The organism is Micromonospora sp. 15K316 (assembly GCF_004348525.1).
Lineage (GTDB): Bacteria > Actinomycetota > Actinomycetes > Mycobacteriales > Micromonosporaceae > Micromonospora.
In genome coordinates, this window is sequence record NZ_SMKG01000173.1 from 1 (window position 1) to 12,593 (window position 12,593).

The window sequence follows — 12,593 nt, forward strand, 5'->3', positions numbered from 1 at the left end:
GCCGGCGGGCGGGTAGGGCTGGCCCGGCGGGTACGGACCGGGTGGCGTCGGCTGCTGCGCCGATCCGGGCGCGGCCCACGGGTTGCCGGAGACCGGCTGCTGGGGTGCGCCGGACGCGGGTGGTTCGGGCGCGGCCGGCGCCGCCCAGGGACTGCCGGAGACGGGCGGCTGGGGCGCGCCGGAGACGGGCGGCTGCGGAGCGCCCGGGACCGGCTGCTGGGGCACGGTCGGCTCGCCCGCCGGTTGCGGCGTCCCGGCGGTCGGTCCCCACGGGTTGTGCGGCATCTGCGCCGGCGCCCCCGGCATCGGCGCCGTCGGCATCGGGGTGGTTCCGCCGCCCTGCGTGAACGGGGCCGGCGGCATCGCGACTGTCGGATCGGCCGGGGCGAACGGCGCCGGTGGCATCGCCACGGTCGGATCGGCCGGAGCGGCCGGGGCCGGCGGCAGCGGCGCCGTCGCGTCGCCCGGCGGGTTCGAGGGCGTCGTTCCGCCCTGCGGTACCGGCGGCATCGGGGCCGTCGGGAACGCCTGCGTCGGCGGCTCCCGGTGCGGCTGGTCGGGGTCGTGCGGCCCGGCGGGCGGCTCGGGGTGGCTCACCGTACTCCTTGGATCGTGGCGGGGGAGGGGAGGAACGCGCCGACGCTACCCCGCTCGGGCGACGGATTGTGCCCCGCCGGGGGCGGGCGGCGCTCGTCAGGGCAGCGGCAGCACCGCGGCGGTGCGCACCAGGCCGTCGGCCACCGCGAACCGGCCGTGCACCACCCTCGGCGCAGCCGCGACCGGCGCGGCGTCGACCCGGGCCTGTGCGATCCGGGCGCGGAACGTGCCGGCGTCCGGGTCGATCTCGACAAGCGCGTCGGTGAAGTCGAGCCAGGTGCCGACCACCGGATGCCAGACCTTGTAGACGGTCTCCTTGGCGCTGAACAGCACGGCCGGCCAGGAGGTGCCGCCCGGCAGCCGGGCCAGGTGATCGTCCTCCTGGGGCAGGCAGATCAACCGGCGTACCCCCGGGCCGAGCTCCTTGTGCTGCTCCGCGTCCATACCCACCGAGCGGACCTCGGCGCTGCGGGCCGCGGCCGCCGCGCAGTAACCCCGGGTGTGCGTGATGGTGCCGACCACGCCGGACGGCCAGACCGGGATCCGGTCGGCGGCCGGCACGGGGGCCGGCGGCAGCCCGAGCGTGGCCATCGCCCGCCGCGCGCAGACCCGCCCGGCGGTGAAGTCCCGCCGCCGGCTCTCCACCGCCCGCTCGCTGAGGCAGGCCAGCTCCTCGGCGAGCAGCCGGCCGGTCCAGTCGTCGGGCCCGGCCACGGCCACCGCGACCTCCGGCGGCAGCAGGTCACGCATCGCCGGCCGCCGCCGGGTGCGGGTGCCCCGATCGCCGGCCGGGCCGGAGGTCACGCGGCGACGGAGCGCCGTCCGTCAACTTTCTGACTGCCATGAATGGCGAAAGTACCGCAACCATGTAACACCGGATGGTTCCGAGGCGCTGTAGCCCAAGCACGGCACGGGGGGCATCGACAGCCGTTGCGATCGATCCGGGTCGGCGGGCGCGCCGGCCCCTGGCAGGAACCGAGAGGGAGTGCGATGACCGGTGGTGCGGGATCGTCCGGCCCGGTGAGTGATGACCACGCACCGGAGCCGCCCGGCTGGAGCTGCGGCTCCTGCGGGGAGGACTGGCCGTGCGCGACGAAGCGCAGCCGGCTGCTTCAGGAGTACGGCGATCGCGCCACACTCAGCGTCTACCTGGGCTCCTGCCTCGCCGCCGCCAGCGAGGACCTGCGCAGCGTGTCCGTGACGTCCCTCCAGGACCGGTTCATCGGGTGGCTGCCCCGGGGTCCGAGGAACGCCTAGGTCGCCTCACGGGTGCCGGTCCCGTCCCGAGCCGCGCGGCTCGGGACGGGACCGGCGTGTCCGCGCCGGCCGGTCAGGCGCGCCGGGGCCGGCGGGTGAGCGCGAAACCGACCACGCCGGCCACCGCGGCCAGGACACCGCCGACACTCGTCCAGATCCAGCGGGAGCCCAGCGCGGGCAGCAGCCCGTCGAACCAGCTCCCCTCGTCCGGGTCGTCGAGGGGAGCGGTGGCCTGCGCGTCGGTCAGCACCGCGCCCGCCCGGGTGTTCGGCACCAGCGGCACCGCCAGCTCGCCGTCATCGGCGGGCGCGCCGTCACCGTCGGCGCCGACCAGCAGCTCGACCTCGATCGGCGCGCCCAGGTCCGGCTCCGGCACGTCGACGACCGAGAGCCGGACGAAGTACGTGCCGGGCAGCGGGTCGGCCGACCAGGGCTCGGCCCACGGCCGTACCTCGCGCAGCGTGCAACCGAGCGAGACCTCGCTCGCCGCCTTGTCGACGGTCGGCGTCTGCGCGCCGGCCGTGCACGCCTGCCGGCGCCGCAGTCCGTCGAAGACCTCGACGGTCCAGGTGGAGGCGCCACTGCGGTCGGCGGGGAACGAGACGGAGGCGGCGATGTCGTGCACCTGCCCCGCCTCGGCGGTGAACGACCAGTACAGGTAGTCGCCCGTCGAGGCGTCCACCCGTACCGGCTGTCCGGCGGCGATGGCGGTCGCGGTCAGGAAGGAGGTGCCGGCGCGGGTCACCGTCGCGGCGCCGGGGGAGGGCGACGGTCCGTCGGTCGGGGCGGCGAGCGCCGTGGCGGGCAGCAGCACCGGACCGGCGGCGGCGACCAGCGCCGCCAAGGACCGGGTGAGAGTCGTACGCACGCTCACTTCTCCCTCCACGTGGCGACCCACCACCGGGTCAGCAGGCCGGTGAGCAGACCGGTGATCAGACCGGCCACGGTCAGCAGGGCCAGCAGCGCCCAGCCACGACCGAGATCCGGGCCCTTGGGCGTGGGGGACGCGGCGACCACGTCGACGGTCAGCTCCACCGGCATGCCCGGGCTCGCCTCGGTCCCGGGGCGGGGCGCGAACGAGTTGCTGATCACCAGGCAGACCATGGTCGGGGTGCGCAGGGCCGGTTCGGTCGCTTCGGCGGTGGGGTCGTCGCCGTCCGCGTCGTCCCGCTCGTCGGTGTCGTCCCGGTCGTCCGACCAGCGCAGGCCGGCCGAGACGACGTCCGCCCGGCCGCTGCCCGCGTCCACGCCGCGGACCAGCTCCCGGCCGTCGGTCGCGACCGCCCGCAGCAGTACGCCGTGGTCCGGGTTGAGCGGTCGGTCCAGCGCCACGCTCACCGAGGCGCGCAGCTCCTGACCCGGCCGCACCGGCACCCGGTACCAGCGGTGCTCGGAGAACTTCTCCCGGTCGGTGTAGACCCCGGGGGCGAGCAGCGGGGCACCCTCGCAGACGGAGCCGCCGCCGACCACCGTCGGCGTCCGGGTGTACGTCTGCTGGGCGCGGTCGACGAGCTGCTTGATCCGGTTGGTCAGCTGGTCGGTGCTCTGCGCCGCGGTGTACGTGCCTCCGGTCGCGCCGGCGATGCAGAGCAGCTGCCGGCGTACCTTCTCGTCGGGGGCGAGGCCGAGCGTGTCGACGACCAGCTTCGTGCCCTGCGCGGCGAGTTCCCGCGCGACGTCGCACGGGTCGGGCGGGGCGCAGGTGTCCTCGCCGTCGGTGATCAGCACGATCCGACGGGTGGTGGCGCCGGTGCCGAGGTCCTTGGCGGCCTCGCGCAGGGCGAGCCCGACCGGGGTGAACCCGGTCGGCCGCAGCCCGGAGACGGCGTCCTTCGCCTGGGACCTGTCGACCGGGCCCACCGGGACGATCTGCTGGGTGTCCCGGCAGCCGACCTTCTTGTCCTCACCCTTGTAGGTCGCACCGAGCACCCGGATGCCGAGCTGGGTCGTCTCCGGCAGCGCGTCGACGACGTCGTTGAACGCCTGCTGCGCCACCGAGATCCGGCTCCGGCCCTCGATGTCCCGGGCCCCCATCGAGCCGCTGACGTCGAGGACCAGCTCCACCCGGGGCGGCTCGGCGGGGCCCGGCTCGTCGGCCATGGCCGGCACCGGCCCGAGCAGCGCGGGAATCACCACCAGTCCGGCGAGGACGGTGGTGGAACGTCTTAAGTTGATCACTGGGCGAAGTGTAATGACGTCCACTTAGGATGATCATTGGGGTGCGTCGGCACCGCCGACCGCCGCAACCCGCTGTCCTCGTGGGCTGGGCGGGCTCCGGCGACGCCACCTCGCGCCGCTCCGACTCCGGGACGGCCGACCCGGGTGGCGCGCGCGGCGGCGACGAGACGTCGGCCCGGTGACCGTCGGTCAACTGCTGGATCTGCCCCGTGACCCCACGGTATCCGTCGGAAATCTGACCCAAGTCGACCCGTTGTGCCGGTGGTGCGCGGTGGTTAAGCTTCTCGTGCGCGCCCCAATCGCCCGCTTCCCCCGTGGCAGGCGATCGGGGCGCGCTTCTCTGTCCACAGGGCTCCGCGCGCCCCACCCCAGTCCCCGCGCCGCCGCCGTCGCAGGTCCGGCCGCAGCGAACCGGCCCGGCCGCCCAGCGAGCAGGCCGGCCGAAGGGCGGGCATGCCGCCCGAGCGGCGTCAGATCCAGCGGCCGCCCAGCCACATCCGGGCCGACCAGTCCGCGTACCGGATCACCTCGCCGACGAAGATCGGGTGGAAGTACGCGAAGCAGAGCGCCACCAGCAGCACGTAGCCGCCGGCGATGACCCCACCGACCAGCCGGCGGTCGTACCCCGCGTCACCCGGAGCGGCAGTGCGTGCCGCCCCGGTCCGGGCCGACGCCGGCGAGACGATCGCGCCGAGCACGTACACCACCGCCAGCACCATGAACGGCAGCGCCGGAGCGGTGTAGAACGAGAACATCGTCCGGCCGTCCAGGGCGAACCAGAACCAGGGCAGCAGCCCGGCGGCCACCATCAGCAGGACGGCCCCCGCCCGCCAGTCCCGCCGGGCGAGGCCGAGCCAGGCGGTCGCCACCAGGGCCGGAAGGAACGACCACCAGAGCAGCGGGGTCCCGAGCAGCAGGATCTCCGCGGCGCAGTTCTCCGCTCCGCACGGGCCGTCGCCCGACCAGTAGAACGCCACCGGTCGGCCCAGCAACAGCCACTGCCACGGCCAGGACTGGTACTTGTGCCCGTCGTCCAGGTGGGTGTGGAAGCCGTACGCGGCCTTGTGGTACTCGAAGAGGTTGATCAGCGGCCCGACCACCGGAGCGTCGCTGAGCGGGGCGCCCGGGTAGTTCGCCGCGACGCGGTAGTAGCCGTCGTCGGTGAAGAGCCAACCGGACCAGCTGGCCAGGTAGGTGACGACGAAGAGCACGCCGGCCAGCGCCAGCCAGGGCGTCTCGTCGACGAGCGCGCTGCGCCAGGGCCGGCGCACGCCGGCCGACCGCCGGACGCCGGCCTCCCAGACGAGCACCAGCAGTACGAAGGCCGGCAGGAAGTAGAGCGCGCTCCACTTCACCGCGCAGGCGCAGCCGAAGAGCACCCCCGCGGCGAGGCGCCACCACGGCCAGCCGCGCCACCCGTCGGCCGGGCGACCGGCCCGGCCGGGCGCGTTCGGGTCCAGTCCGGCGTCCAGCGCGCGCGACCACTGCCGCCGCCGGGCGTCCCGGTCCAGCACCAGGGCGCCGAACGCGGCCAGCACGAAGAAGAGCAGGAAGATGTCGAGCAGCGCCGTGCGGGAGAGCACCAGGTGGAAGCCGTCCAGGGCGAGCAGCAGACCGGCGGCACAGCCGAGCGCCGTGGAGCGGAACAGCCGCCGCCCGATCCGCACCAGCAGCAGCACCGAGAGGGTGCCGATGACCGCCGCCGAGAAGCGCCAACCGAACTCGGGCGCGGTGGTGACGAGGTGCCCCGGTACCGAGATCCGGCTCTCCGCGTCCTGGTAGCCGAACGCCCACTCGCCGAGCCCGATGAGCCATTTGCCCAGCGGCGGGTGCACCACGTAGGAGGCGTCGCCGTCCTTGTAGTTCCACTCGACGCCGCGCGAGATCAGCCCGTAGGCGTCCTTGGCGTAGTAGGTCTCGTCGAAGATCTTGCCCTTCGGGCCGGAGAGGCCGACGAAGCGCAGGATGCCGGCGATCAGCACGACAACGCCGGTGGCGAGCCAGGACCACCTGTCGAACCGGGCCTCGACCGTGGCCAGCCGGGCCCGGACCACGCCCGGAACCCGGCCACCGGCGTACGGCCCGGTGCCGGTCGTACGCTCGGAATCGACCCGGGGCGGGTTCGCGCTCTGTGCTGTCGACGCACTCGTCACCCGGCGATCGTAGGCTGCGTTGGTGGCCGGTGGCGTCAGTCGTCCCCGATCCCCGCCACCACCGTCGAGCGAGGAGCGGAAGACCCCGTGGGTGAAATGTCGGATGTTGGGCGCCTTGTACTGCTCGGCGCGCCGCTCGGCAACCCGGCGGACGCCTCCGCCCGGTTCCGCGAGGTGCTCTCCACCGCCGACGTGGTGGCCGCCGAGGACACCCGCCGCCTCACCCGGCTGGCCCGGGACCTCGACGTCACCGTCCCGGGCCGGATCGTCTCCTACTTCGAGGGCAACGAGGAGCGGCGTACGCCCGAACTGGTCGAGGTGATCCAGGCCGGCTACGTCGTCGCCCTGGTCACCGACGGCGGCATGCCGAGCGTCTCCGACCCCGGCTACCGGCTGGTCCGCGCGGCGCTGGACGCCGGCGCGCCGGTCACCGCGGCACCGGGACCGAGCGCGGTCACCACCGCCCTCGCCCTCTCCGGGCTGCCCAGCGACCGGTTCTGCTTCGAGGGGTTCCTGCCCCGCTCGCCCGGCGCGCGACGCTCCCGGCTGCGGGCGCTCGCCGCCGAGGAGCGCACGCTGGTGCTCTTCGAGGCCCCGCACCGGGTGACCAGCGCGCTCGCCGACCTCGCGGAGACGTTCGGTGCGGACCGTCCGGCCGCGCTCTGCCGCGAGCTGACCAAGACGTACGAGGAGGTGCTCCGCCGGCCCCTCGGTGAGCTGGCCCGCTGGGCGGCCGAGGGGGAGCCGCGTGGCGAGATCACGCTGGTGGTGGCCGGGGCGCCCGCGACGGCTGCCGAGCGCCCCGACGACGAGACGCTGCGCGCCGCGGTCGCCGACCGGGAGGCGGCGGGGCTCTCCCGGCGCGACGCGATCAGCGACGTGGCCACCGCGTACGGGTTGCGCCGCCGCGACGTGTACGGCGTCGTGCACCGCTGATCGGGCGGGCCGCGCCGGCCGGTCCGGGTGCCGGCCGGTCCGGGTGCCGGCCGGTCCGAGCGCCGGGCGGGGACGGTCACCAGGCGGCCACGAGGAAGCCGACCGTGATCAGCGCCGGACCGGCGAAGGCGACGGCTGTCGCCCAGCGACGGGCCCGCTGACCCTTCAACCGGGTCGCACCGGTCCAGCGGGCGATCCCGGCGCCGCACGCCGCCACCGCCAGCAGGCCGAGCGCCCAGCGCAGGTGCGGCGCGACTCCGCCGGTGTCGACGTAGGCGGTCCCGCCGTCCGGGCCGGTCATCCGGGCCGGCAGCGCCCGACCCGTCTCGGCCCGCTCGGCCGGTACGCCGCTGACCCGCACCCCGTGCGCGACGAAGCGCCGGTCCTCAGCGGTGAAGATGCCCCGGCAGCGCTGGGTCAGGCCACCACCACTGCACTCCGTGAGCACCGACGTGCCGCGTGTGGCGTGGCCCACCGCGACCCAGAACGGCCCCGCGCTGACCCAGGCGAAGAAGGCCGCGACCAGGCTCAGCGCCAGCAGGGCGGCGAGCCCGGGCAGCGGGTCGGGTGGATGGTCGGCTCGCCGGGAGCGCCGCCGGCGAGCCACGTCCCGTACCGGCCGGTCCCGCTCCCGCGCCGGCTCCTCCCGGATCGGGGTGCCGTCCCAGTGCACCTCCTCAATCGGCGGCCAGAACGCCGGGTCGTCCTCCGCCGGGTCGCCGTCGGCGCTCCGGGCGAGGCGACGCCAGCGCTTCGGCTGGCGTACGGGCACCCGGCGCGGCAGGGCGTCCAGCGGCGCCCCGGTCGTCGCCTCGACGTCGACGGCGGGTTCGTCACCCGCCCGCTCGGGCGCGACCTCGCCGCCCTGTCGAGGGGCGGCGGCGCGGCGCGGACCCTCCGCGGGCGGCCGCGGGGACGGCCCGCCGCCGGTCCCCTCCGGATCGTCGCCGGCCTTCCCGCGGCCGCGGCGGCCGCGGGCGGGCGCCGGCACCGGGCCGGTCCGTGGCGCCCGCTCCCGCCTGCGCCCGGCCGGGGTCGTCGGAGCGGGTCCTGGCGACTCGTCATCGGCCGCCGGCGTGCCGTCGGTGCCGGGCACCGGCCGGGGCAGCGGGGCCACCCCGGGCCCCCGGGCCGGTCGCGGGCGCGCCGACCCGTCGCCGGGGGCGTCGTCGTCCGGGGAGGTCTCCCCCTCGCTGTCCGGCCGGTTCCGGTCGTCGCCGACCGGGGTGTCCCGCCCCTCGGCGAGCGCCGCCCGCGAAGGGGCTTCGTCCGGTTCCCGGTGCGCTCGTCGACCCGCCACGACGTTCATTGCACACCCGTCCGGTGCCCCGATCCGGCAGCAAGAGCGCGTGTCGGCGACAAATCGGACCATCGGTCGAGGGGGACCGGCCGCTCCGCCGACCCGTACGACGTGCCGGCACCCGTATTGATTCGCAGCTGCCCGGCACGGGTCACTAGGCTTGCTGGTCATGAGTCACGTTCTCGCGGCGGTTGCCTGGCCGTACGCCAACGGCCCGCGCCACATCGGCCACGTATCCGGTTTCGGCGTTCCCTCCGACGTCTTCAGCCGGTACATGCGGATGGCCGGCCACGACGTGCTCATGGTCTCCGGCACGGACGAGCACGGCACGCCGATCCAGGTGCAGGCCGACGCCGAGGGGGTCACCCCGCGCGAGCTGGCCGACCGCTACAACCGGGTGATCGTCGAGGACCTGCACGGCCTCGGGCTGTCGTACGACCTGTTCACCCGCACCACCACCCGCAACCACTACGCGGTGGTGCAGGAGCTGTTCGAGGGGATGTACCGCAACGGCTACATCGTCCCGAAGACCACGATGGGGGCCATCTCCCCGTCGACCGGCCGGACGCTGCCCGACCGCTACATCGAGGGCACCTGCCCGATCTGCGGCTACGACAGCGCCCGGGGCGACCAGTGCGACAACTGCGGCAACCAGCTCGACCCGATCGACCTGATCAACCCGAAGTCGAAGATCAACGGGGAGACGCCGGAGTTCGTCGAGACCGAACACTTCTTCCTGGACCTGCCCGCCCTGGCGGACGTGCTCCGGCAGTGGCTGGACAACCGCGAGGGGTGGCGCCCCAACGTGCTGCGGTTCTCGAAGAACCTCCTCGACGACCTCCAGCCCCGCGCGATCACCCGGGACCTGGAGTGGGGCGTGCCGATCCCGCTCGACGGGTGGCGTGACCGGTCGGACAAGCGCATCTACGTCTGGTTCGACGCGGTCATCGGTTACCTCTCCGCCTCCATCGAGTGGGCCCGCCGCTCCGGCGACCCGGAGGCGTGGCGCCGCTGGTGGTCCACCGACGGGGAGGGAAAGGACGCCCAGACGTACTACTTCATGGGCAAGGACAACATCGTCTTCCACTCGGTGATCTGGCCCGCGTTGCTCGCCGGCTACTCCGGCGAGGGGGCGCGCGACGGTGAGCCGGGCGAGCTCGGGCGGCTCAACCTCCCCACCGAGGTGGTCTCCAGCGAGTACCTGACGATGGAGGGACGCAAGTTCTCCTCGTCCCGTCGCGTGGTCATCTACGTCCGTGACTTCCTGGAGCGCTACGACGCCGACGCGCTGCGCTACTTCATCGCGGCGGCCGGCCCGGAGAGCAACGACACCGACTTCACCTGGGCGGAGTTCCTCCGGCGCAACAACGACGAGCTGGTCGCCGGCTGGGGCAACCTGGTCAACCGCTCCATCTCGATGGCGGCGAAGAACTTCGGCGCGATCCCGCCGGTCGACCCGGCCGGTCTCACCGAGGCCGACGAGGCGCTGCTCGCCACCGCCCGGGCCGGCTTCGCGGTGGTCGGCGACCTGATCGCCCGCCACCGGCAGAAGCAGGCGATCGGCGAGGCGATGAAGGTCGTCGCCGAGGCGAACAGGTACCTCTCCGACCAGGCGCCCTGGAAGCTCAAGGACGAGGCCGACAAGCCGCGGATGGGGACCATCCTGCACGTCGCCCTCCAGGTGGTCAGCGACGCCAACACGCTGCTCACCCCGTTCCTGCCGCACTCCGCGCAGAAGGTGCACGAGCTGCTGGGCGGCACCGGGGTGCACGCGCCGATGCCGCGGATCACGGAGGTGGAGGACCTCGACGGCGGGCCGGCGTACCCGGTGCTCACCGGGGACTACACCCAGGGCGCGCGCTGGGAGTCCGTACCGCTGGAGGTGGGGCGGCGGCTCTCCGCGCCGAAGCCGGTCTTCCGCAAGCTCGACCCGTCCATCGTCGACGAGGAGCTGGCCCGGCTCGGCGCCTGACGCTCGCCGGCCCGGCGACGGGCCGCTGCCGGCGGGGTCCGGACACGACGGTGCGGCCCGGGGCATCCCCGGGCCGCACCTCACCCGACCGGCCTGGCGGGCCGATCGTGTCCGGCTCGCGCCCCGCACCAGGCGCGGGCCGCGGATGACATCAGGCGCGGCTCATCGCCGGCGCGCCGATGAAGTGCATGATCGCCTGGTTGACCTCGTCGGGGTTCGTCCACGGGATGCCGTGCGGGGCGCCCTTCAGGGTGATCAACTGGCTGCCCGCGAGCATCGGCTGCAGGCGCTGCCCGGTCGAGGCGTACGGCAGCACGTTGTCCTTGTCGCCCTGCACGATCAGCACCGGGACGTCGATCTGCGGCAGGTCGCCCCGGAAGTCGGTCAGCCAGGCGTCCACGGAGTCGTAGGTGCCCTTGGCCGACGCTCGCGCGCCGATCTCCCAGTGCGCCCGGTACGCCTCCTCGCTGACCAGCTTCCCCTTGTTCTCGCTCCAGTTGAAGAAGTTGTTGCAGAACTGGGTGAGGAAGGCGAAGCGATCCTTGATGATCGCCTCCTGGAAGCCGTCGAAGAGGCTCTTCTCGACGCCCTGCGGGTTATCCGCCGTCTTCAACAGGAACGGCGCGAGCGGGGCCAGCATGATCGCCTTGCTCACCCGCTGCGAGCCGTATGCGCCGAGGTAGCGGGTGACCTCGCCGGTGCCCATCGAGTGGCCGACCAGGATCACGTTGCGCAGGTCCAGCTCGGAGAGGAGGACGTCGAGGTCGGCGCTGAAGGTGTCGTAGTCGTACCCCATGGTCGGCTGCGCCGAGCTGCCGTAGCCGCGCCGGTCGTAGGTGATCACCCGGTATCCGGCGTTCAGCAGCGGGAGGGTCTGTTTCTCCCAGGTCGCCCCGTTGAACGGGAAGCCGTGGATCAGCACGATCGGCTGGCCGGCGCCGTGATCCTCGTAGTACAGGTCGATGGGCGCGGAGTTCTCCGTACCCACGGTGATGAACGGCATGCTCTTCTCCTGAAGTCGGGCTCGGGTTCTCTCCTCGCCCGGCGCATTCCCGTCCGATCCGCCGGTATGCCCCGCCCGGCCCGGCGCACCGCGCCCGCCGCGTTCCCTCAGAGCACGTACGGGTGGTCGACCACCTGAACGTCCGTCACCTCCGGGCCGGGCGCCCAGACCTCGTACACGCCCCGGTCGTGGCACTGTGCCCCGGTGGTCGCCACCGCGTCCGGATCGGGCCGGCGCAGTCGCAGCCGCAGCCAGCCCGCCTCCTCCCGCAGCACGACGCAGGGCACACCCCGCCACTGACCGGTCCGTAGCCGGCGGGCCGCCGCCTCGACCGGGTAGCGAGCGGCCCGCGTCATCGCCAGCACCCGGAACCCGCCGGGCAGGTCGGCGACCGCCTCGTACTCGTTCCCGCCGTACGCCCCGACCAGATGGGTGGAGCGGGGCGCCTCACCGACCGGCAGGTACTCCTGGTCGGGGGAGAGGCCCGGCACCGCGGCGAGCAGATGCCGCCACTGCGGCCCGACCATCCGCAGCCAGCCGCGCTGTTCCGCCTGGTAGGTGTAGAGCACCACTTCGACTCCCTCGGCCGGGTAGGCCAGCAGGCTGGCGTTCGCCGGCATCGGCAGGTCGGCGAAGTCCCGGGTGACGAACTCGGGGATCAGCTGGGTGCTGCTGGGCACGAAGCCGGTGCCGAGCACCGGAGGGCCCAGCCGGTCCCGTGGCGGCAGCGCGGTCAGCCCGCGGTGCGTCTCGCCCACCGGGACGTCGTAGTCGCCCGGGTCGGCGACGCGCCAGCGCAGCGCGTACGCGACCTCCACCCCGTCACGGCCCACGTCGCCGTCGGTGCGCAGCAGCGCCGCCGTGGCGGGCGTACGCAGGTGCGCGACGTCGTGTTCCCGGTAGCAGAAGCCGTGCGGCAGCCATCCCCGCACGTAGCCGGCGAGCTGCCGGGCGGAGAGCATCTTCACCATCCGGGTGCCCCGCCGGAGGGTCGCCGACCCGCGCACCACGGTGAGCACGGGGTCGCCGGCGGCGTCCGGCCGCTGACTGAGCTGGTGCACGTGCCCCCAGCCCCGGTCCCGGTGCGCGGGCATCATGAGGGGCGACTCCGGCTCCTCCGCCGGCTCGGTCCCGCCGTGCACCGCGGACACCTCGGTGGCGTGCACGAACCGGTGCCAGGGGAGGGCCGTGCCGGGG

10 protein-coding genes and 1 pseudogene are annotated in these 12,593 nt (G+C 74.3%); 3 read left to right on the forward strand and 8 right to left on the reverse strand.

Going from position 1 to position 12,593, the window contains the following annotated elements; all coding sequences use genetic code 11:
• Positions 1–597 (reverse strand): annotated as a pseudogene (locus tag E1211_RS24485) (hypothetical protein); the annotation flags it as partial.
• A gap of 96 nt (positions 598–693) precedes the next feature.
• On the reverse strand, positions 694–1,347 hold the full coding sequence (locus E1211_RS24490) for a 4'-phosphopantetheinyl transferase (RefSeq protein ID WP_132351355.1): 654 nt from the start codon (positions 1,345–1,347) through the stop codon (positions 694–696).
• A gap of 270 nt (positions 1,348–1,617) precedes the next feature.
• Here E1211_RS24490 and E1211_RS24495 point away from each other — a divergent pair, with 270 nt between their 5' ends.
• Positions 1,618–1,854 (forward strand): hypothetical protein, encoded by a 237-nt coding sequence (locus E1211_RS24495; protein ID WP_243709681.1) that lies wholly within the window; start codon positions 1,618–1,620, stop codon positions 1,852–1,854.
• A 73-nt stretch (positions 1,855–1,927) separates the two neighbouring features.
• On the opposite strand, the gene E1211_RS24500 is transcribed toward E1211_RS24495, so the two are convergent.
• From E1211_RS24500 to E1211_RS24510, 3 genes are all read right to left on the reverse strand, one after another.
• Entirely contained in the window at positions 1,928–2,722 is a 795-nt protein-coding gene (locus tag E1211_RS24500; protein ID WP_132351350.1) for a peptidase, read from the reverse strand.
• 2 nt (positions 2,723–2,724) lie between these two features.
• Positions 2,725–4,032: a VWA domain-containing protein gene (locus tag E1211_RS24505; protein WP_165947339.1), complete on the reverse strand. Its 1,308-nt coding sequence runs from the start codon at positions 4,030–4,032 to the stop codon at positions 2,725–2,727.
• A gap of 470 nt (positions 4,033–4,502) precedes the next feature.
• Positions 4,503–6,185, reverse strand: a complete 1,683-nt coding sequence (locus E1211_RS24510; RefSeq protein WP_132351351.1) for a dolichyl-phosphate-mannose--protein mannosyltransferase — start codon at positions 6,183–6,185, stop codon at positions 4,503–4,505.
• Between the two features lie 87 nt (positions 6,186–6,272).
• Between E1211_RS24510 and rsmI the strand changes: the two genes are divergently transcribed.
• Positions 6,273–7,121 carry a 16S rRNA (cytidine(1402)-2'-O)-methyltransferase gene (rsmI, locus tag E1211_RS24515; protein ID WP_132351352.1) on the forward strand — a complete coding sequence of 283 codons (849 nt, stop codon included), beginning with the start codon at positions 6,273–6,275 and terminating at the stop codon, positions 7,119–7,121.
• A 76-nt stretch (positions 7,122–7,197) separates the two neighbouring features.
• Here rsmI and E1211_RS33535 read toward each other — a convergent pair whose 3' ends face one another.
• Positions 7,198–8,421 carry a hypothetical protein gene (locus E1211_RS33535; protein ID WP_243709682.1) on the reverse strand — a complete coding sequence of 408 codons (1,224 nt, stop codon included), beginning with the start codon at positions 8,419–8,421 and terminating at the stop codon, positions 7,198–7,200.
• A gap of 169 nt (positions 8,422–8,590) precedes the next feature.
• Here E1211_RS33535 and metG point away from each other — a divergent pair, with 169 nt between their 5' ends.
• Positions 8,591–10,393, forward strand: a complete 1,803-nt coding sequence (metG, locus tag E1211_RS24525; protein WP_132351353.1) for a methionine--tRNA ligase — start codon at positions 8,591–8,593, stop codon at positions 10,391–10,393.
• A gap of 151 nt (positions 10,394–10,544) precedes the next feature.
• Here the strand turns inward: metG and E1211_RS24530 are convergent, their stop codons facing one another.
• Both E1211_RS24530 and E1211_RS24535 read right to left on the reverse strand, forming a co-directional pair.
• Positions 10,545–11,396, reverse strand: coding sequence for an alpha/beta fold hydrolase (locus E1211_RS24530; RefSeq protein ID WP_132351354.1), 852 nt, complete (start codon positions 11,394–11,396; stop codon positions 10,545–10,547).
• Positions 11,397–11,503: 107 nt separating this feature from the next.
• A partial coding sequence (locus E1211_RS24535; RefSeq protein ID WP_371686198.1) for a hypothetical protein occupies positions 11,504–12,593 on the reverse strand: 1,090 nt, incomplete at its 5' end.

Excerpts from the sequence above, each read along its gene's own strand:
- metG (WP_132351353.1), top strand. The coding sequence starts at position 8,591 with ATGAGTCACGTTCTCGCGGCGGTTGCCTGGCCGTACGCCAACGGCCCG.
- E1211_RS24530 (WP_132351354.1), bottom strand. The coding sequence starts at position 11,396 with ATGCCGTTCATCACCGTGGGTACGGAGAACTCCGCGCCCATCGACCTG.
- E1211_RS24490 (WP_132351355.1), bottom strand. The coding sequence starts at position 1,347 with ATGCGTGACCTGCTGCCGCCGGAGGTCGCGGTGGCCGTGGCCGGGCCC.